General features: G+C 54.7%; 15 protein-coding genes. 11 read left to right on the forward strand and 4 right to left on the reverse strand.

Translation table 11 applies throughout. The features are described 5' to 3' along the window. Nucleotides 1-521: 521 nt before the first annotated feature. Nucleotides 522-3,101 (reverse strand): glycoside hydrolase family 3 C-terminal domain-containing protein, encoded by a 2,580-nt coding sequence (locus HDF08_RS00490; protein WP_179636503.1) that lies wholly within the window; start codon nucleotides 3,099-3,101, stop codon nucleotides 522-524. Nucleotides 3,102-3,313: 212 nt separating this feature from the next. Then, the gene (locus HDF08_RS00495; protein ID WP_179636504.1) at nucleotides 3,314-6,565 is read right to left on the reverse strand and encodes a TonB-dependent receptor; all 3,252 of its coding nucleotides are present in this window, start codon (nucleotides 6,563-6,565) and stop codon (nucleotides 3,314-3,316) included. Nucleotides 6,566-7,245: 680 nt separating this feature from the next. Between HDF08_RS00495 and cysD the strand changes: the two genes are divergently transcribed. The 8 genes from cysD (at nucleotide 7,246) to HDF08_RS00535 (ending at nucleotide 14,370) form a co-directional block, all read left to right on the forward strand. Beyond that, on the forward strand, nucleotides 7,246-8,157 hold the full coding sequence (gene cysD / locus HDF08_RS00500; protein WP_179636505.1) for a sulfate adenylyltransferase subunit CysD: 912 nt from the start codon (nucleotides 7,246-7,248) through the stop codon (nucleotides 8,155-8,157). Beyond that, nucleotides 8,157-9,833 (forward strand): sulfate adenylyltransferase subunit CysN, encoded by a 1,677-nt coding sequence (cysN, locus tag HDF08_RS00505; RefSeq protein ID WP_179636506.1) that lies wholly within the window; start codon nucleotides 8,157-8,159, stop codon nucleotides 9,831-9,833. The genes cysD and cysN overlap by 1 nt, the downstream gene beginning before the upstream one ends. Then, entirely contained in the window at nucleotides 9,833-10,537 is a 705-nt protein-coding gene (locus tag HDF08_RS00510) for a phosphoadenylyl-sulfate reductase (protein WP_218884464.1), read from the forward strand. The genes cysN and HDF08_RS00510 overlap by 1 nt, the downstream gene beginning before the upstream one ends. A gap of 33 nt (nucleotides 10,538-10,570) precedes the next feature. Beyond that, complete coding sequence (locus HDF08_RS00515; RefSeq protein ID WP_179636507.1) at nucleotides 10,571-11,335, forward strand: sulfite exporter TauE/SafE family protein; 765 nt, start codon at nucleotides 10,571-10,573, stop codon at nucleotides 11,333-11,335. Nucleotides 11,336-11,440: 105 nt separating this feature from the next. Continuing rightward, complete coding sequence (locus HDF08_RS00520; RefSeq protein WP_179636508.1) at nucleotides 11,441-12,202, forward strand: ATP-binding cassette domain-containing protein; 762 nt, start codon at nucleotides 11,441-11,443, stop codon at nucleotides 12,200-12,202. A 74-nt stretch (nucleotides 12,203-12,276) separates the two neighbouring features. Then, nucleotides 12,277-13,056: a sulfite exporter TauE/SafE family protein gene (locus HDF08_RS00525; RefSeq protein ID WP_179636509.1), complete on the forward strand. Its 780-nt coding sequence runs from the start codon at nucleotides 12,277-12,279 to the stop codon at nucleotides 13,054-13,056. A 66-nt stretch (nucleotides 13,057-13,122) separates the two neighbouring features. Beyond that, complete coding sequence (locus HDF08_RS00530) at nucleotides 13,123-13,560, forward strand: gamma-butyrobetaine hydroxylase family protein (protein ID WP_179636510.1); 438 nt, start codon at nucleotides 13,123-13,125, stop codon at nucleotides 13,558-13,560. Between the two features lie 6 nt (nucleotides 13,561-13,566). Further along, nucleotides 13,567-14,370: a DUF3050 domain-containing protein gene (locus HDF08_RS00535; RefSeq protein ID WP_179636511.1), complete on the forward strand. Its 804-nt coding sequence runs from the start codon at nucleotides 13,567-13,569 to the stop codon at nucleotides 14,368-14,370. Nucleotides 14,371-14,380: 10 nt separating this feature from the next. Here HDF08_RS00535 and HDF08_RS00540 read toward each other — a convergent pair whose 3' ends face one another. After that, nucleotides 14,381-14,953 (reverse strand): LOG family protein, encoded by a 573-nt coding sequence (locus HDF08_RS00540; protein ID WP_179636512.1) that lies wholly within the window; start codon nucleotides 14,951-14,953, stop codon nucleotides 14,381-14,383. 138 nt (nucleotides 14,954-15,091) lie between these two features. Beyond that, complete coding sequence (locus tag HDF08_RS00545) at nucleotides 15,092-15,436, reverse strand: hypothetical protein (RefSeq protein WP_179636513.1); 345 nt, start codon at nucleotides 15,434-15,436, stop codon at nucleotides 15,092-15,094. 273 nt (nucleotides 15,437-15,709) lie between these two features. On the opposite strand from HDF08_RS00545, the gene HDF08_RS00550 reads away from it, so the two are divergent. The 3 genes from HDF08_RS00550 (at nucleotide 15,710) to HDF08_RS00560 (ending at nucleotide 20,414) form a co-directional block, all read left to right on the forward strand. After that, nucleotides 15,710-18,514: an ATP-dependent helicase gene (locus tag HDF08_RS00550; RefSeq protein WP_257030812.1), complete on the forward strand. Its 2,805-nt coding sequence runs from the start codon at nucleotides 15,710-15,712 to the stop codon at nucleotides 18,512-18,514. Between the two features lie 42 nt (nucleotides 18,515-18,556). Continuing rightward, nucleotides 18,557-18,712, forward strand: a complete 156-nt coding sequence (locus HDF08_RS00555; RefSeq protein WP_179636514.1) for a hypothetical protein — start codon at nucleotides 18,557-18,559, stop codon at nucleotides 18,710-18,712. Nucleotides 18,713-18,857: 145 nt separating this feature from the next. After that, on the forward strand, nucleotides 18,858-20,414 hold the full coding sequence (locus HDF08_RS00560) for an amino acid permease (RefSeq protein ID WP_373563161.1): 1,557 nt from the start codon (nucleotides 18,858-18,860) through the stop codon (nucleotides 20,412-20,414). Nucleotides 20,415-20,477: the final 63 nt, after the last annotated feature.

Genomic DNA, 20,477 nt, shown 5'->3' on the forward strand with positions numbered 1-20,477 from the left:
GTGTCAGCCGGAGCCGATGAAGAAACTGCCCAGATCGTGCTGCAGGGGTGGATCAGGCTATAGATGCAAAGACATAGCCATCCTGCCAGGGAAATGGGCGATAGGTGAAACGGAGATTTCATCGCTGGACACCTTCTAAGAAGCGGAAGACTTGTGGTGCCGATGACAACGAACGTAAACCCAATCAAAGAGCGATATTGACGTGAATGTAAGACTAAGAACGGGGAACTTACCACTAAATCGTGTCTATTCGCAAATCTGCGGGTAGGCAGGTTTGCCTATCCATTTATGCATCAATACTTTAATCAAAAAGATTGACGGCTCGTGCAGTGTTTGGAGGGTACTGTACTACCTCTGAACCGCAATTTACCAGAGTGGAGACATAAATTTTACAATTTTGGCCTTTGGAAGGGATTCAGCTACGCGGAATCTCTCTCACGCCTTCGTCATTGTGTTCTTCTGGCGGCTCTCATGGCGCATCATTGATGCGGTATTACCCCTAGCCGACCTCGATCAGTCGGCTAGTCGCTTATGGATGTTGTCAACGGCTTTTCAAGTTTGACCGTAATCTTCTGCTGAGTGTCTTGTGAGGAGTCGCCCAACGTCAGATCGTATGCTCCTGCATCTGCCCTCCAGCTTGAAGACTTGACGTCAAAGTAACTGAAGCTGCGAGGGTCGAGGGTAAACGAGACGTGTCCTGTCTCGCCGGGTTGCAGAACGACTCGTTCAAACCCCTTCAATTCTTTTGACGGGCGCTCTATCGTGGCTGAAGCCTGACCGACATAAAGCTGGGCTACAGTTGCGCCTGTACGATTTCCGGTATTTGTGACATCGCACGTTACTGTGAGGTGACCATCGACCGAAGGAGTGCTTTTTAGCTTACTGAAAGAAAATGTCGTGTAGGAGAGCCCAAATCCAAACGGATACTGCGGCTCTACATGATTATGCTCATAGCCGCGATAACCTACAAAGATACCCTCTCGATAGACGATTTTGTTGGTGCCGGCATCCGGATAATAGTTGCGGTAGCTGGGATTATCCGTGATCTTCTTTTCCCAACTGATGGGCAAATGACCCGAAGGATTATCTTCGCCGAAAAGGAGGCGAGCCGCTGCGGTGCCACCCTCCTCCCCTGCATACCAGGTCTCAAAGATTCCCTGAACCTTATCTTTCCAGTTTGAAATATCGACGCTGCCGCCAGAGGTGATGAAGACGATTGTCTTTTTGCCGAGGGCGGTGATTTGCTGGATCAGCTGCTCCTGGCCGACGGGAAGCTCGAAGGTGCGGTCGCCGCCTTCTGACTCGGAGGATGCGTTGAATCCTACCGCAAGGATGACCGTGTCGGCGTGCGAAGCCATCTCAAGAGCATCGTTCTCGACGATGGTTTTGAGAGGAGCAATGCCGACTCGCATGCCGGAGACGGAACCGAGTTGCTGGGAGAGTTGCTCTAAAACCACCTTGTGCGGAGCCTGGGTGAGGTCCAAAGTTGTTTGATTGAGGATGTATTTGGGAACTATGGAACTGTCAAAGACAATCGCGTCGTCCACTAGAAGCCGATATTTCCCATCGGTCTGGACAAAGATTGCGAACTTGCCGGCTTCGGTGGGGGTGTAATAACCCGTCCAGCGGCTGCTGGTGGTGGTGCGGACGTAGGGAGATGCGCTCCTATGGGAGGTAAGCGCATTGAGTTCTTGTTCTTCTGGTTCGCGGCGAGTGGAGCCAGCGGTCAGCATGGCTGTCTCGGTGACTGTGCCTGTGAGATCTCCTTCTAGGTTTGCCTTCGCGAAGGTTGTGTGAGTGACTCCTGGTGCTGTGCCTTGCGGATCGGTTGTGAAGTGAGTCAAACGTGACATCTGATTGACGCTACGCAGACCGCGAGCGTAGAGAACTTTTGTCTGCGGGCCGGCGAAGTTGCTGATGCCCACAAGGAGATTCGTATTGGCGAAGCTGACTACTTCGCCGCTGCCGCCGCCGGTAGTGACAGTCTGGGTTGCCGTCGGTCCGATGACCGCGATCGTCTTAAGTGCAGTTTTGTTAAGAGGAAGTGCGTTGTTGTCATTCTTGAGCAGGACTGCCCCTTCGAGCGCTGCCTGCAAAGACGCCGTGCGCCCGTCGAGGTTATAGCGCGGGATACTGGTGTCCATCTGTGGTCGGTCGAGCCAACCGAAGTCGACTGCTACGCGGAGGATTCGGCGCACCTTCTCATCGATCTCGGCCTGAGTAATGGTGCCATCTTTCAGTAGGGGGAGTATTTTTTCTTTGGAGAAGTAGACGCCAAAGGGCATTTCGAGATCAAGGCCGCCTTTGACGGTTGCTGCGGTGTCGTAGGTTGAAACCCAATCCGACATAATGATCCCTGGAAAATGCCACTGATCTTTTGCGACGGTGATGTTTAGACGCCCATTCTGCGTCATGTGCTCGCCGTTGGTAATGTTGTAGGAGTCCATGATCGCGCCTACCTTGGCAGTCTTCACGGCAGCTTCAAAGACGGGCATATAGATCTCACGAAGCGTTCGTTCATCGATGATCGAGTCTGAATCGTGACGAAGATACTCGGAGTTGTTACCCAGGTAGTGCTTGACCGTCGCCGAAACTCCTTCCTGCTGGACGCCTCGTATGTAACCGACAGCGATCGCGCTTGCCAGAAAAGGATCCTCCCCGAAGTATTCGAAGTTACGACCATTCATGGGCGCACGATAGATGTTGACGCCTGGGCCGAGGATAAAAGCCGCGCCGCGAGAGCGTGAATCGCGGCCCAGTTGCTGGCCAATGCTAAGAGCGAGCGCTCTGTCCCACGAAGCCGCGAGACCAATGCCTGCTGCATATGCAATAGTCGGTGCAGGGATGTGTGCGCCCACAGGGCCGTCCGCCATTTGGAAGTAGGGGATATTCAGTCGCGAAATGGAATGGGTCCGAAACGGCGTGTCTCCACCGATGAGATCAATTTTTTCCTCGAGCGTCATCTTGCCGAGGAGATCATCGACACGCTTGTCGACAGCTTGCGGGTTGTTACCAACGAACTGTGCGGAACTGAAAAGACTCGTCAAAAAGAGAGCGCCAACTCCGATGACGCTGGAGGTGAAGAGGGAACGGTAGCGCATAAACATTTCGAAGGCTCCAGCCTGAATGAATGGGATTCCCGTAAAGCTTTTCTATTTCACAGGAAGGAAATGACTGATTTATTTCCCCGGAGAAGTATATCTATAGATCCTTCGCTAAGTGTTCCACTGCCACCTATCACGCATCAACAGTTTTCGCGTTGCACCTTGACCCATCGATGCCTCTGTGGAGTCTCCGAAAATCTAAGTTCTCGCTAGAAGACGAGCTTGAGCGCGAGTTGGATCTGACGGCTGGTAGAAGCTGCGGTGACGACACCAGCGGTGGGGCTTTGAACAGCGGCTGTGGTCTGATTAGCGGGTGTGCCCTGAGTGGGTCCGCTTGTGTAAACGACTTCATTGGGCGTTTGCAGGTTGGTATGGTTGAGAACGTTGAAGAACTCGGCGCGAAACTGGAGTCTGGTCCCCTCAGTCAGCACAGTAGACTTAAGGAGTGAGAGATCCCAGTCTGCATAACCTGGGCCGGTAAGAGTATCGCGGCCAAGGTTCCCGATGGTGCCGTATGCTGGCGCGGTGAAAGCGGCAGGAGAGAAGAATTGCGCAACGCGAGCAGAGGTGCTGCCGCTAGCGTAAAGCCTCCCATGGAAGTCGGGATTTATATTGGGTCGGACGGGGTTTCGGGTGTCACCTGAGCCGGTAGGGTTATAGCCGAGTTGGGGGCTAAAGGGAAATCCGGTCTGGAGTGTTGCGATGGTGCTGAAACTCCAGCCAGATACCGCGTGGTTGATCAACGGCGACACGCTGGATAAGAGAGAGTGACCACGACCAACGGGTAGCTCGTATGTGGCGTTGAAAGCAGCGAGATGGCGAATATCGGTTGCTGCGGGGCCGTAGTCCAACGAAGGATTTGCTGGATAGGAGACAAACGCGGGAGTGTTGGCCGAGACGCTTGTATTCCAGGCAGAACCGTCGTCGAGATTCTTGGCGAAGGTGTAGTTGGCTCGAAGTTGTAAACCGTGTGTCAGGTTGCGGCGAAGATCAACCTCAAGGGCGTTGTAGTTGCTGGAGCCGCCGGAGGTCCATGATGTAGTGTTGGCTACCAGAGGGTTCGCTTTGACGGTCGTAGGGTAGTAGATCGTTCCGGTCGAAGTGCCTACGGGGCAGCTTGAGCTCGGAGAGCAGATGATAGATCCAGGTTCGTTTTGATCCTCCGAGAGGATCTGGTGATAGCCGTGAGAGCCTACATAGCCAACAGTGATTGAGGTCGTTTGATCGAGCTGCTGTTCGATGCTGAGTGCATAAGAGACAACGCTCGGAGTCGAGATATCGGGTTGGACGTTTGAGGGAGAGATGAGCCCTGCTGGCCCGCCGATCGGGCTTGCAATAGGCACGTTGGAGTAGGAGAGCGTTGTGTTGTACGGCGCGGCCTGGTCGAGGCGATAGTCGAGATTGTCGAGAAGAGAGTGATGAAGGCCAACGCTGGAGCGAAGCGAGGTTTTGCCATTGCCGAAGACGTTCCATGCGACGCCGACGCGTGGTTCGGGGAGAATCTTCGCGCGGTTATTCGACAGGGCGGAGGTTCCTGTCGTTGGAGTGGTATTAATGATGCCGTTCGTGAAGCCATATCGCGAGGCACGACCGTGGGCTTCATTCCAGCCATTGGTGGATTCGAAGCGAATCCCGCCGCGAATCTCGAACGTTGGCGTAAGTTGCCAGGTATCTTCAAGGTAAGCGGCACTCATAAAGCTCCGCCAATTGAGCGGCGTGGGGTTTGGCACGACGGTGAAGGTCTTGACAGTTCCTTGCAGAAAGGTAGTGAGCGAAGCGAAGGAGGCTTGGCCGTACTGGTTCTGGGCGAGATTATCGTTCGACTGAAGCGACTGAAGCCACACACCGGCTTCAATCTGGTGGTGCGAGCGGGAATAGAAGACGTGGTCGTCGAAGGTGTAGAGGTTGCGCGTTGTGGCATTATTCGATCCAACGTTGGCGCCGGCGCCAGTGATCTGCGACGAGCCATTTGAGGCTGTAGAACCCGCGATCACGATAGCGCCAGTCGGTTTGCCCGCGAGGAAGCCGGGAGTTTCAGCCTGGATTGAAGAGGGAATATTGCCGAGGAAGAAAAAACTGGCGCGGGAGTAACCAACGCGGGCCGTGTTTAACAGGTGAACGGAGAAGACGTGTTGCTCCTGGATGCTGACGACTTGTTCGCGAAGCGACTCGTTGATGAGCGAGAAGGGGTTTTGCGTGGGCGTGTTGGCCGCGGAATCATCCCCAGTGTAGACGGCAAAGAGGAGGTCGCGCGAGGTGAGATTGGCGTCAAAACGCGCGGTGCCGAAGTCCTCGCGGATGTGTTGGGTGGGACTGGAGAAGGCTTCACCAATTCCGGTCGGGTTGCCTTTGGCGTCGAGGAGCTCTGGGCCGTTTTGTGCCGGCCAGAGGTCAAGTAAAGGTCTAACTCCGTTCGCGACGCCGTAGTTTTTGCGAGGTCCGCCAGGATTAGCCGGATCGGGAAGCAGACCTTGTCGAGCTTGACTGTCAGGGACGAGCGTAACATCAGTGATTCCGAGGTTCTGTCGATAGCCTTCGTAGTTGCCAAAGAGAAAGAGTCGATTGGTGCGAATTGGGCCGCCGAGAGAGGCACCATAGTTATTGCGCTGAAAGTTCGGGATATGGGCCTGGTCGAAGTAATTGCGTGCATCGAAGAAAGAGTTACGAAGAAACTCGTACGCCGAGCCGTGGACGTTATTAGTACCCGAGGCCGTGACGATGGAGATCTGGGCTCCCTGACGTTTTCCATAACTTGCCGAGTACGTGTCACTGACGACATTGAACTCGCGTACCGCATCGACCCCGAGGAGCTGACCGCTGGTGCCGCCTGGGGTGACATTGATCAGCGATGCGCCGGTGTATTCGATGCCATTGAGCAGGTAGAGATTGTCCTGCGGGCGTCGACCAGAGATCGCAAACATACTGCCCACGGAGGAGTTGGAGGTTCCAACCGATCCGCTGCGCTGCGCTGTGTAGTTCACTGCCGCGGGATTCAGCGTGATGAGTTGATCGTAAGAGCGGCCATTGAGCGGGAGGTCTTTGACTTGACGCTCGTTGACGAGGCCAGAGATCTGCTGGGTGGAAAGATTGACAGACGATGGCACATCCGTAACGGTGATCTCTTCTGTGATATTACCCGGATGCAGCGTGAGATCGATGCGCGTGGCTTGACCTACAGTGAGAGAGATCCCAGCGCGTGTCTGCGGAGCGAAGCCCTCGCGCACGACCGAAATCGAGTAAACACCAACCGGAATCGAGGGTGCCGCGTATGCTCCGGCTGCATCGGAGATGAGGTGGCGCTCCCCGCCTGTCTCTTGATTGCGAATTGTGACCTGGGCACCGGGAACGACTGCTCCGGCGGGATCGGTGACAATACCGCTGATCGTCCCACCTACGATCTGGGCACTGGAAACGGTTGCAAGTAGAAATGGGGCTATGAGAAAAATTGATCGACGGAACATCGAAGATATCTCCAAGTGCCTTCAACGGGACACGTATGTAGGTGGGGGATGGCTTTATAAAGTTTCGAGAGACGGAAAGGCTAGCGTCAACAACAGGTTGGCATCGTTTCCAGAGAGGAAACTATGATGCTGGTCTGCCGGAACTGCCTTGAAATTCTTGAGTACATTGAATCCCTGAATGAACGATGACCCGCTCTGATACTGGTCGACGTGAGTTCTGCTTTAGAGGAGACTAGTTTCGCGACGGCGAGAGGCGCAGACCTGCTTCACAACAACGACAGCCAGTAACGGCATAGTGGAAGGTCAGAGCCATAAACCGAATAGTAGCACAGAGTTTTTTATTCAACCGGATCGCAGTCTCGCTTTGAGTGAGCAAGACTCTTACGGTCTTCCGCCTTAAGTCAGGTAGCCGGAAAGCACCTTTGTTTATCAACTTAGGGCCGCGGTCTTTATTGGATGACCCGAACCGACTGATCAAGATTTGCCTCAGCCTCTGCGCTTTGCTACTCTGAAAAGAGAAATGCGCATCTCATGCCAGCTCCGTTGTTGTTGTCCTTTCAACGTCGAGCAGGCATGTCAACTCACGCGCTAGTCTTCCCACTCGAAAAACTGTTTCTCAGATTCTTTCTCCGAGCTTGCGCTTGGGCAAGTTGCATTCGAAACTCCCTCTGGAGTCCGTCATGGTATTGGCCGCACCGGCACTTACGCATCTACAGCTTCTCGAAGCCGAGAGCATTCATATCCTTCGCGAGGTCGCGTCCGAGTTTGAACGCCCCGTCATGCTCTACTCCATCGGGAAAGACTCGTCTGTGATGTTGCGGCTTGCACAAAAAGCCTTCTTTCCCGCTCCAATTCCGTTCCCGCTTCTTCATATCGATACGGGGTTTAAATTCCGCGAGATGATCGAGTTTCGTGATCGCATGGCAGCTGAAGTTGGAGCTGAACTTCTTGTCTGGCGTAACGAGACTGCCATTGCTTCGGGCACGAATCCGATCGCGCTCGACACCAAGCGGTGCTGTGGCCTTCTCAAAACACAGGCGTTGCTCGACGGCCTGAATCATTATGGCTTCGATGCCGCGTTTGGTGGTGCCCGTCGCGATGAAGAGAAGTCTCGCGCCAAGGAACGGATTTATTCTTTTCGCGATAAAGCTGGCCAATGGGACCCGAAGGCTCAGCGTCCTGAGCTCTGGAATCTCTATAACTCGCGGATTCACCCGGGGGAGTCCATCCGTGTCTTTCCGCTCTCGAACTGGACTGAGATGGACGTCTGGCAGTACATCCTGCAGGAAGACATTCCCATCGTGGATCTTTACTTCGCCAGAGAGCGGCCGATGTATGTTCGCGGAGATGTGCTTCTTCCGATTGAACAGAGCTTTGTTGCGCGGCGTGGGGAACAACCGCAGATGGTGCTCTCCAGGCTACGTTCCCTTGGGTGCAGTCCGTGCACCGGAGCAATCCGCTCGGACGCCGACACGCTGCCCAAGATTATCGAAGAGCTACTTTCTTTCCGCTCGTCGGAGCGCGCGCATCGTGTTATCGACCACGATCAGGAAGGGTCAATGGAACTTAAGAAGCGCGAGGGTTATTTCTAATGCCTATCAGCGAATCCATTCTGAAGTTTGATGTGGAGGCACAGTTTGAAGAAGACTCAACGTTTTCTCTCTCCAATTTTCTTGCGAATGAGCATGCCCGCGATCTGCTTCGCTTTGCCACAGCCGGTTCGGTCGATGATGGGAAGTCGACACTTATCGGTCGATTACTCTATGACACGCAAAGTGTCTACGAAGATCAGGTCCGTTCGATTGCAGGCAAGGGCACTACGGGCGCGGATGGTGTCGATCTTGCTCTTCTAACAGACGGGCTCCGTGCCGAGCGCGAGCAGGGGATAACCATCGATGTCGCCTATCGTTATTTTTCCACTGCCAACCGCAAATTCATCATCGCTGACACACCAGGTCACGAGCAGTACACGCGCAATATGGCCACCGGCGCTTCAACTGCTTCGCTTGCCATCGTTCTTGTCGATGCGCGAAAGAGTGTGCTCATTCAGTCTCGACGTCACGCCTACATCGCCGCGCTTCTGGGTGTTCGGCACATCGTCGTGGCAGTCAACAAGATGGATCTTGTGAGCTACGAGAGGCAAGTGTTCGACGCAATTCGCGCGGACTTCACTGTTTTTTTTGACGAACTTGGCGATATCCGTCCGCCGCACCTCTACTTTGTTCCAGTCAGCGCGCTGACCGGCGATAATGTCGTTCGCCCAACCGTCGCCATGCCTTGGTACGAAGGACCTTCGCTGTTCAAACTGCTTGAATCAGTCCCAGCAGTAGAGGCGGGAGTTTCGCATCCTTTTCGTTTCGTGGTCCAGCGTGTCCTTCGCCCTCACCAGGACTTTCGTGGATTTTCCGGACAGATTGCGGCAGGCACAATCAGCCCTGGGGACACCGTCATGGTGCTGCCCTCCCGCCGAATCACCTGCGTGCGCAGCATCGTTACTTTCGACGGCGATCTTGAACAGGCACAAACTCCTCAATCTATAACTCTTACTCTTACTGACGAACTGGACATTAGTAGAGGAGACTTGATCGTCGCTCCTGAATCTCCGGCGGTTACGACACAGAACTTCACAGCTTCCCTTGTCTGGATGGACGAGAAGCCTCTTGACCTCGCACGGCGCTACTTACTGAAGCACACCAGCAGGATCGTTCAGGTTCAGATCGCGGATATTCGACACCGCCTTGACGTAGAGACCCTGGGACGGAACGCCGCCGAAACGCTGAGATTCAACGATATCGGCCTGGTAGAGATTGAATCTGTTCTGCCGCTCTTTGTTGACAACTACTCCACCAACCGCACTACAGGAAGCTTCGTTTTAATTGATCCTCTAACTAATTTGACTGTCGCTGCAGGGATGATCCGTTTTGTCGGCGCTGAAACGATCACCAAAAAGACAAACGTAGTGACAGAGGCTGACCGACGCGAGCGTTGGGGCCATTCTGGAGCGCACATTCATCTCTTCGGTCCAGCTGACTTCGCCGACACGGCGGAAAGGGTCCTCTTTCTTCGGGGTGCGTTCATCGTTCGCCCCGAGTTTCCCTCTGAGGAATCCATCGCCGCGCTTACCACTGCAGGAGCCCTCGTCTTGACTCACGATACGTCTGAGGAAACGGCAGTTCGTTTTGGTGCAAGGCAGACCGCTCTGTCCGGCGTTGATGATCTCCTTCGTTTCCTCAAGGCTCAAGCCATCATTACTGGAGGAAACCGATAATGACTACGCTCCAGTCGCCCATGCTTGATGCGAAACTCGCGCACGTTCGCGAACTTCTCGTTCGAGAGTTGCCAGAAACACCTATTGAAGGTGATGCCTGCCTCACCTGCAGCTTCCAAGCCGAGGATGTTCTCCTCCTCTATCTCGCTCGAGAACTGTGGTCGGCTATACCAGTTCTCTTTCTGGACACGGGCTATCACTTTCCGGAGACATACGCCTACCGCGACCGGATTGCAGCCGACTGGAAACTGAACCTTACGAATCTTCTTCCAGCCCGAACAGTGACGGAACAGGAGCTTGAGCATGGACTGCTCCACCAGACCGCACCAGACCGCTGTTGTGCCTTACGCAAAGTCGAGCCGCTTTTCTCTGCGGTCGGCAGCTACAGAATCTGGCTTACCGGTCTCCGTCGGGAACAGGCACGTAGCCGCACTTCACTTGAAGAGATTGCGGACTTCACACTGCCGAGCGGCATCATTGTTCGCAAGCTCAGCCCCTTCGCCGACTGGACGGCGCGGGACATCTGGCAGGCATGTGTTTCCTACGATATTCCGCTCCTGCCCCTCTACGATGTCGGCTATACCAGCATCGGCTGTAAGCCTTGCACCTCAATTCCTACAGATCCCAATGACCCACGCTCTGGTCGGTGGGCTGGCCGCAAGGTCGAGTGCGGCATTCACATTCAGGCCGCTCCAAACCGGTGATCGGCGTCAATACGATCGCCGAAAGGAAGACTCATGGAATACGCTATCGGGTTTACTATCGCCGTGTTCATCGCTCTAACCGGCGTCGGCGCCGGCACGATCACAACACCGCTGCTCATCTTGTTTCTTGGAGTTCCTGCGCCAATGGCTGTGGCCACCGGACTCATGTTCTCCGCCGTTGTCAAACTTGTTCTGGTGCCATCGCAGATCGCTCGCAGGCAGATTTCATGGCGTGTCCTCGGTCTTATGCTCGTCGGCGGGTTGCCTGGGGTGCTCATTGGCTCTCTCGCGCTACGTCATCTTGACGTCCACGGCCCGCAACTTCTGCTTAACGGCCTTCTGGGCGGCATATTGGTTCTAACGGCACTCTGGCAGATTTTTTTCTCCTTTCGTCCAGCGCGAACCGAAGTACTACCGAAGGATCGTAGTCGTCTGCTCCCTTTTCTAATGCTGCCCCTCGGGGTTGAGGTGGGATTCTCTTCTGCCGGAGCTGGAGCGTTGGGTACTGCGGCGCTGCTCAGCTTGACCTCTCTCGCACCGGCGCAGGTAGTTGGAACCGATATTGTCTTTGGCTTTCTTCTCTCGCTGATCGGTAGTGGAGCCCATGGCTTCTTTCATGGGACCGACTCAAGTCTTCTTCGGCACTTGATCCTCGGAGGACTTGCGGGCGTTGCTCTAGGAACAGCTACCGTGCGCTGGATACCCAAGAGACCTCTACGATTCGCTCTTTGGGTCTGGCTTCTGATCATCGGGTCACAGTTCGTCTACACTAACGCTTTCGCCGCATCGCATCACTAAAGCTCGCACTGGCCGCATTTTTGATTGGTTTAGTCTCGGTCCGCGCAATGCGATTTGTAGATGCCAGTTCGCTGGCATACCGGATGCTACCATCCGGCTATGCCTATGGATGAGACGGTGTTGGTGCAGGCTCGAGGGCTGACAAAGGAGTTCGTAAAAGGACGCCGAGTGGTGGACGACGTTTCGTTCTCCATTCGGACGGGAGAGACGTTAGGATTGGTCGGCGAATCCGGATCAGGAAAAAGCACTGTTGCACGCCTTTTGCTGAGATTGGAAGAACCTTCTCTTGGCCAAGTTAGATACAAAGAGCTGGACCTCCTATCCATGACTTCCCAGGAGATGCGAGGCATACGACGACAGATGCAGATCGTATTTCAAGACCCCTACGCGGCGTTGAATCCGCGGATGCGAGTGAAGCAGATTCTGACCGAGCCATTTGAAATTAACCGTGAGAAACCACCTGCGGGGCTGGCCTCGCGGCTGAGCGAGATGTTGCGGACGGTTGGCTTGGATGAGTCGGCGCTGGAGCGGTTTCCTCATGAGTTCAGCGGTGGGCAACGACAGAGAATTAATATTGCTCGCGCGTTGGCACTTAGGCCCGAGTTTGTGGTGTTGGATGAGCCAGTGAGCGCGCTCGATGTGAGCGTGGGCGCGCAGGTTGTGAATTTGCTTCAGAAGCTACAGAAAGAATTTGGCCTAACGTATCTATTTATCTCGCATTCTATTCCGCTGGTGCGGTACTTGTGCGACAGAGTGGCGGTGATGCAAAGCGGGCGGTTGGTCGAGTTAGGGGAGTGCGAACAGGTTTGTGATGCGCCACGAGAAGAATATACGCGCCGCTTGATTGCGGCGACTCCGGAGATGTGAGCAGCGTGTGAACTGCAAGAGGGTCGAGGCTCAGAATTAGCAGGCCAGCTGCGACTCGATACAATGGAAGATGGATGATCTCGAATTTCAGTTCGCATTGGCATTACGTTTGGCTGGTCACAGCATCTCTTGTCGCTGGCGTTATGAATGCGATGGCTGGTGGAGGGTCGTTCGTATCCTTTCCGGCTATGCTATCCATTGGGGTGGCTCCCATCCAGGCAAATGCGACAAACACCGTCGCGCTATGGCCGGGACAACTGACATCAGTTGCCGCGTTACGTGGAGACCTAACACGGGAACTCTTGCCGGTTGTCTGTGCGGCTTCAGTTTTTGGCGGAGTAAGCGGGGCTGTTGTATTGCTGAATACCCGGCAGGTCACGTTTCTGCATATGGTGCCCTGGCTGCTGCTGGTTGCTTCCCTGCTGTTTGGAATCAGTGGTCCGGTATCGCAGCGGCTGCGGAAGCGGTCGTCTGATCCTCATATCAAGAGATCCCCAGCGGTGAAGCCGCTGTTTTTTGTGTTGCTGCCGGTATGTTTTTACATTGGGTACTTTGGCGCCGGCGCCGGCTTCTTGATTATGAGCGCGCTGGCTTTATTTGGTGTCGAAGAGATGAATGCGCTGAATTCACTGAAGGTGCTTGCGGCGTGTTTGTCCAACTTCTGCGCTGTGGTTACGTTTGTAGTGAGTGGCGCAGTCATCTGGCGTTACTGCCTGATCTCAATGATATTTGCCGGCGTTGGTGGATATGTTGGAGCACAGTATGCTCGGCGAATGAATGCAATTGTGCTGCGAACGATCGTTGTGATTACAGGATGCGTGATGGCGGCTTATTTTTTCTGGAGAAATGGCTAACCACGGTATCGGAGTGAGTGATCTTGAAGATGTCATTCGGTGACAGCGGCATGAGGAGAACGGGCGATGAGTCATGAAGGAATTCGTATTGTTAATGCAGAGCAGGCGCGCCGGGAAGATACGGAGCACGAGCAGATGCCCGCGAGTTCGGTGACTCCGGTAAAGGTGCGAGTGAAGAAGACCGAGGGAACTGGCGTTGAGATCGAGTGGCAGGATGGGCACCGAAGCGTGTGGAGCTTTGCGTGGTTGCGGAATGCGTGTCCGTGCGCCACTTGCCATGAAGACCGGGAGACGACAGGCAGGTTACCGGGGGAAGCGAAAGCCAAAGGTCAGACTTTGCTGAAGATGTATGAGGCTCCAGTGAAACCGCTGGAGGTGACACCGGTTGGCAAATATGCGCTGAAGTTCAAGTGGAATGACGGACACGAAAGTGGAATCTACTCCTGGGAATATCTGCGACGGGTGTGCCATTGTGAAAGCTGTTTGGCAAAGCGAGGACTATAGGGGCCAATGATTTTGAAACAGACAGAGCAGTTACAGATACTAACTGAGCGGTTAAGACCCTTGTATTACCGTTTGACGAGCCACAGGTTGTATACATCGTTCGAGACCATAGAAGACCTTCATGTCTTTATGGAGCTGCACGTCTTTGCTGTTTGGGACTTCATGTCGCTGCTGAAGACTCTACAACGTGGACTTACCTGCGTAGAGGTTCCGTGGGTTCCGAGCAAATATGCCGCGAGCCGCCGACTGATAAACGAGATCGTGCTTGGCGAAGAAAGCGACGTGTACGGGACGGAGACCGTGAGTCACTTCGAACTATATTTGCGGGCGATGAGGGAGTGTGGGGCATCGACAGCAGCAATTGAAGCGCTAATAGCCAGCTTGCACGATGGCTCCCCCTGGAAACCGGCACTGGCGTTGAGCGGCGCTCCCGAAGCCGCGCAACGGTTTGTGCGAAACACCTTTTTGATCATTGACGATGGCAAGCTGCATGCCATAGCGGCGGCGTTTACGTTCGGCCGTGAAGACCTGATCCCTGATATGTTTCGCGGTTTCATTCGCGACCAGAATGGACAGCTACGTGGAAAGCTTGAACTGATGCGCTGGTATATGGAGCGGCATATCGAGGTGGATGGCGAAGAACATGGGCCGATGGCGCTGCGAATGATTGCTGAACTCTGCGGGAATGACAACGTGAAGTGGGGTGAGGCCGGAGAAGCCGCAGAGATCGCCCTCCGAGCAAGGCTCGCCTTATGGGATGGAATTGAGGAAAGATTGAAGACTGTGCGAACGATGTCGTTGATTCCGTAGCTGTCGAGACTCAGCCGAATTTATCTGCAGACGCTCTTTGGTCGTCTAACTGCAGCATGGTAAGCGCCTCTTCAACTGTCTGCGCGACGAGAAGGAGTTGGCGGTTCTTCGGCTTGAGCATCCCCTCGGTTACGCAGTGATCAAGAAAGGTGAGGAGTCTGTCGTAGAAGCCGTGCGTATTGAGCAAGAGAATAGGTTTTGCATGGAGCTTGAGGGTGTGCCAGGCGAGGACTTCGAAGAGTTCCTCAAAGGTACCAAAACCTCCTGGTAGCGCGATGAACGCGTCGGCTTTTTCTCCAATCAGCGCCTTACGGGTGTGCATGGTGCTTGTGATGTGAAGTTCAGTGATACCGCGGTGGGCTACTTCGAGATCGACGAGCACCTCTGGAATAACACCTATGACTTTGCCTTCGGCGGATAGGGCAGCCCCAGCAACGGCTTCCATCAAGCCGACGTTTGCACCTCCATAGATTACGCCAATATTGCGGGCAGCAAGCGCACGCCCGAGGTCCTCGGCCGCTGCTCGGTATGCAGAATGGAAGCCATTGGCGGAAGCACAGAAGACAGCGACGTTGCGAATCATACTGCTGAGGATATCAAGCGCTTCACGTCGATGGTCCGAATGTTGATCAATCAAGTGAAGGGGTAGAAAACTGCAGGCCGACCGAATTTGATAGTAGCGGTCGGCCTTGGAGACATTCAGTTGATATCGTCCCCCGTTCTAACGAATTGCGATCGTGGCACCGTTATGATCTTTAATAACCTCTTCGATGAGCGATCCTACAGCGTGGTTTGGTGTGGCGCTATTGGCGACGATACGTGTTCCCACTGGAACCTCGAGGTTAATCAATTTGCCGGGCTCGAGCGTCATCGGTTTATCCCCTACCAGGACCTGCAGAGAAGTGCCGGTATCATTGCGAAGATTCAGTTTAACCGCACTGGTCTTTGTTTTGCCGAACATGGCATGAACGGGAGATGAGATGCTTGTGGGAGCCGCATATATGGCCGGAACTGCGACAAGAGAGGTAGCGACGACTGCGACGGTCAAGAGATTGTGACGTTTCATACTACGCTCCATACTTCAAGATTTCGACTGAAGTTCTCTGCCATGGATCAGGGAGCTCGTCGTGAATTGAGTTACGCAAGTTAGACGATGCCAGTTCCCTAAAAAATCAATTTCGTTTTCGAATTAACCATCCAGTCTTAATTTGATTCCCCAATGTCCATCAGTGGACAAGCTGTTCGCTAATGAACAACGGACTGAACATCGACAGCTTTCTGGCGGGTTGCAAAATGAGTTAGAGCCGAGAGCTTAAAATAGGTATTGGAGTGTGTGCTGTTGAGCCGACTTTTAGAGAATATGAATCCGCAACAACAGGAAGGCATCCGCTCAGTGGATGGGCCGGTGCTGCTGCTGGCAGGAGCAGGATCTGGCAAGACGCGCGTCATTACCCATCGCATTGCTTATTTAATTCAGGAACGGGGTGTACCGGCCGACGCGATTCTCGCTGTGACCTTTACGAATAAGGCCGCCAAAGAGATGGCCGAGCGGGTCGATAAGATTCTGGGGCATAGCAGTCTGGCTAAACCAATGCTGGCCACGTTTCATAGTTTTTGTGTCCGCGTGCTGCGGCGAGATATTGAAGCGCTCCGCGTAGGAGGCGTTGGATTGACCAAGACCTTCGCAATCTACGATGAGACCGATCAGCAGGCGGTAGTGAAGCAGGCGCTGAAGCGGCTTGCAATTAACGACAAGTCTTTGAAGCCACGTGTTGCTCTTGGGCGAATCTCATGGGCGAAGAACCACATGATTGACCCGCAGGAATATTTTCTTGCGAGCACGAACCCGATGGAGGAGAAGATTGCTCACCTCTTTGAGATTTATAAGAAGGAGTTATTTAAAGCGAACGCTCTGGACTTCGATGATCTACTCCTCGAGACTGTCCGTCTGCTGAAGTCGTCTGAGGAAACTAGAGAAAGATACAACCGACGCTACAAATATCTTCTCATCGATGAGTACCAGGACACTAACCGACCTCAATATGAGTTGATGAAACTGCTGGCCGGACCTGATTCCAACGTCTGCGTGGTTGGCGACGAAGATCAGTCGATCTACAGCTGGCGTGGCGCAGACATCAAAAACATATTGGAGTTTGAGAAGGACTTTCCTGCAACCAAGACGATCCGGCTTGAGCAGAACTACCGTTCAACGCAGGTCATCCTGGAAGGCGCGGGAGCGGTTGTTGCACAGAATACACAGCGGAAGGGCAAGAATCTGTTCACCACGCGAGAGGGTGGAAGCTTGATCGGCTACTACGAAGCCCCCGATGGTGAGAACGAAGCGCTGTTTATTGCCGATCGCATTCAGCGGTATCTGCGTGAGGCAGGGGGGCAGGTAGATCTACCGAGATGCGCTGTACTCTACCGAACGAACTCTCAGTCGCGGCTCGTCGAAGAGGCTCTGCGCCGATACCAGATTCAGTACCACATGGTGGGTGGATTCAGCTTTTATGACCGCGCCGAGGTGAAAGATATTCTGAGCTACCTGAAGCTGGTGCAGAATGTGCATGACTCGATCGCGCTGGGAAGAGTGGTGAATTCGCCTCCTCGTGGAATTGGCAAGACCACAATGGAGACCTTGGAGCGTATGGCTCTGTCAAGCGGCATGAGCACGTGGGACGCGATCGGACGCGCGATTGATGATAAGCTGCTACCTGCGCGAGCATTGCAGGCTCTGAGTAGCTTCCGACGGCTGATTGAAGACGCGCGGGCAATGCTGGGCCCTGGTTTTGCAGAGAAGCTAGCTGAGGACGTCGCACAGGACGATGACACTTTCCTGCGCTCCGAGACCGTTGAAGACATTGAAGCGGATGTTTCGTTCGGGTTTGGTGATCCAGAACCTGAGGACACGGGCGCGAATACTTCGTTCGACACAAGTTTTAACTTCGGCTTCGACTTTGGTCCGAGCGAAGAGATCTCCACCCTCGCAGCGGAGAACTCTTCAGACTCGGATGCGGCACACGGAATCGACTCAGTGAGTTTCAATCCATTTGCACCGGTGATACTCAAGAAGTCCGCAGAGACAACAGTGGATAAAACTGCTGAAATCAAGATGGCAGACGAAAAGCCAGCGTTCCGCAAACCTGGTGATGCTGCCACGCTGCCGGAGTTGATTAAGTTTCTGAACGACCGGAGTGGATACATTCGAGCGCTGGAAGAAGAGGCTACTCCGGAGTCTTTCTCGCGGATCGAAAACCTGAAGGAGCTTGCCAACGCAGCCCAGGATGCACAGGAGCGTGGGGAAACACTGCATGAGTTTCTGGATCACGCCGCGCTGGTCAGCGATGCAGATAGTTACAGCGAAGAGGCGAGAGTGACGTTGATGACGTTGCATGCTGCCAAAGGTTTGGAGTTTCCGCTGGTGTTCTTGAGTGGGATGGAAGAGGGTCTGTTCCCTAACTCTCGAACGTTGACCGATCCACCTGGGCTGGAAGAAGAGCGCCGCCTTTGCTACGTCGGCATGACGAGGGCGATGGATACGCTGATCATGACTCGCGCCAGATATCGGCGGCGGTACGGAAACGACATGCCTGAATCGAGCATCGCTTCGCGATTTTTGGAAGAGGTCCCCAGCCGACTTGTGGAAGATCTGGGAAGTCCGCCGGCGCGACCGCAGTTCTCTGGATCAGATTACGGTTCGGGATATGGTGGGACGTATGCGACGCCCTATCCCGAGGCAAACAGGTTCGGCCGTCCGAGTACCGAGCAGAGCGATCGACACTACAGCTATGAAGACGAAGATCAAAGCGGAGAGCGAGCTCCGGCAAGGCCTTCTGGGCTTCCCAGTGTGAACCGTCGCGCCGGATACCCCGCCAAAACCGCGCCGCCGGGGCAATCGATGGATAACATTGCCAGCTTCTTCGCCGCACGGGGACAGAAGATTTCGCGTCCGAAACTTGAAGTTCAGGAGCAGACTGGGAAGACCGGGTTGAAGCAGGGTTCGCGGGTCAGGCATCCCAAGTATGGGGAAGGCACCGTGTTTCGTCGCGAAGGCGATGGGGATGACGCGAAGATTACAGTACAATTCCAACAGCACGGCGTAAAGAAGTTGGTTGAGAAGTTTGCCCAGCTGGAGCGCCTCTAAGTTTCGAAAAATCGCGTCTAGAAGAAAGATTGGCAAAGATACATGGCAAACACCAAGAGCATCACCGACACACAGGAGCGCAAGAAGGTAAAGCGCGCAGCACGCAAAGCCGCACCAGCAAAGGGTCCGCGCACCGGTGCCCGCGGCGAGAACAAGCAAAAGGTTAAGAAGGCAGCCCGCGGCCAAAGCAAGCGGTAGCCCCTGCCGGGGTCGCTCGCTAAAGTGTTGAGCCGCGTGATCCCGGCCTCCATTGAAGTAGAAGTCTTCTGAAATCGCATTGTGTAGTCGGAAACGCCCCGCACCAATTCATCTGTAAGCAGGAGCGAGCGCGCTGGCCAGGCAAATCTTTGCAACTAAGTCGATAGACAAGCTGATCTCAGAATCGGAGAGGCCGGAGCACGCGTTGAAGAAGACGCTGGGCCCCGTTTCACTAACTGCGCTGGGTATTGGCGCTGTGATCGGTTCAGGCATCTTTACGGTGATCGGCACGGCGATTGGTGGCAATCCTGCGAAGATTGCGGACTGGAAGGGCTCGCCGATTGTTGACCTGATTGTCGGGTGGCTGCACCACACAAGCGGCGCAGTGGCGGGACGTCCCGGCGCCGGGCCAGCGTTGGCTTTGTCGCTGGTGCTGGTAGCTATCGTCTGCGCGTTAACCGGGCTCTGCTACGCAGAGTTGGCGTCGATGATTCCGATTGCGGGATCGGCGTACACGTATACGTATGCGACGTTGGGCGAGTTGATCGCCTGGGTGATTGGGTGGGACCTGATCCTCGAGTACGCCTTCAGCAACATGAGCGTGAGCGTGGGCTTTGCGGCCCATCTGGTGGCTCTGCTGGATTGGATCGGAATTCCGCTGTCTCCCATGTGGTTGTCGCCGGCTTACCTGCCGCTTGGCCTGCAGGACCTGCAGGGTAAGGACATCTACGCCAGCGGATGGCACGCTGGTTTCAACATTCCGGCGTTTCTGATCGTGTTGCTCCTGACGGTTGTGCTGGTGCGCGGCATTCGGGAGTCGGCGCGAACCAACAACATTATGGTGCTGGTCAAGATCGCGGCGATCCTGCTGTTCGTCTTCTTCGGTTTGAGTTTTATTCACCCGGCGAACTACACGCCCTTCTCGCCCAATGGGTGGTCGGGTGTCCTGGCGGGCGGGTCGATCATCTTCTTTACGTATATCGGGTTTGATTCGGTCTCGACGGCCAGCGAGGAGTGCAGGCAGCCCCGGCGCGATGTGCCGATTGGAATCCTGGCAACGCTGTTGGTCTGCACGGTTCTCTACATTGGTGTTGCTGTGGTGCTGACGGGCATGGTGCCGTGGCTGTCGGTGGCGGGAGACGCTGCGCCGGTGGTGAATGCCCTGAAGCGGGTGGCTCTGACGCCAGGGGGGCACAAGCTGCATTGGGTGCAGCTAGCGGTGCTGATCGGTGCTCTGGTGGGCATGATCTCGTCGATCCTGGTGTTTCAGCTGGGTCAGGCGCGAGTATGGTTTGCCATGTCGCGGGACCGTTTGCTGCCGGATGTCTTCAGCAGGGTGCATCCGAAGTTCCGGACGCCGGCGTTCGCGACCTGGGTCGCAGGTGTGCTTGTGGCGATTCCTGCGGGGCTCTTTGACGTAGGTACGTTCGCGGAGATGTCGAACATTGGCACGTTGTTCGCGTTCGTGCTGGTTTCGATCGGGGTCATCGTGCTTAGGCACAGAGAGCCGAAACGTCATCGCGGGTTCCGCGTCCCGTTTGGGCCGGTGATTCCTATTCTGTCGGTGCTGTTCTGCATCCTGTTGATGGCTGGACTGCCGGCGATCACGTGGGTGAGGTTCTTTGTGTGGCTGATCATCGGGTTGGTGGTTTACTTCTTCTACAGTCGCAAGCGGAGTGAGTTCTACACGCCGAAGGTTTAGGCAGCTTGGCCAACAAGCTGGAGCTGACGAGATGGGCCAAGAAGTCGGTCCAGGAAGTCTAAG

Origin of the sequence: Tunturiibacter empetritectus (assembly GCF_013410875.1) — a bacterium.
In the GTDB taxonomy this organism is placed as follows: domain Bacteria; phylum Acidobacteriota; class Terriglobia; order Terriglobales; family Acidobacteriaceae; genus Edaphobacter; species Edaphobacter empetritectus.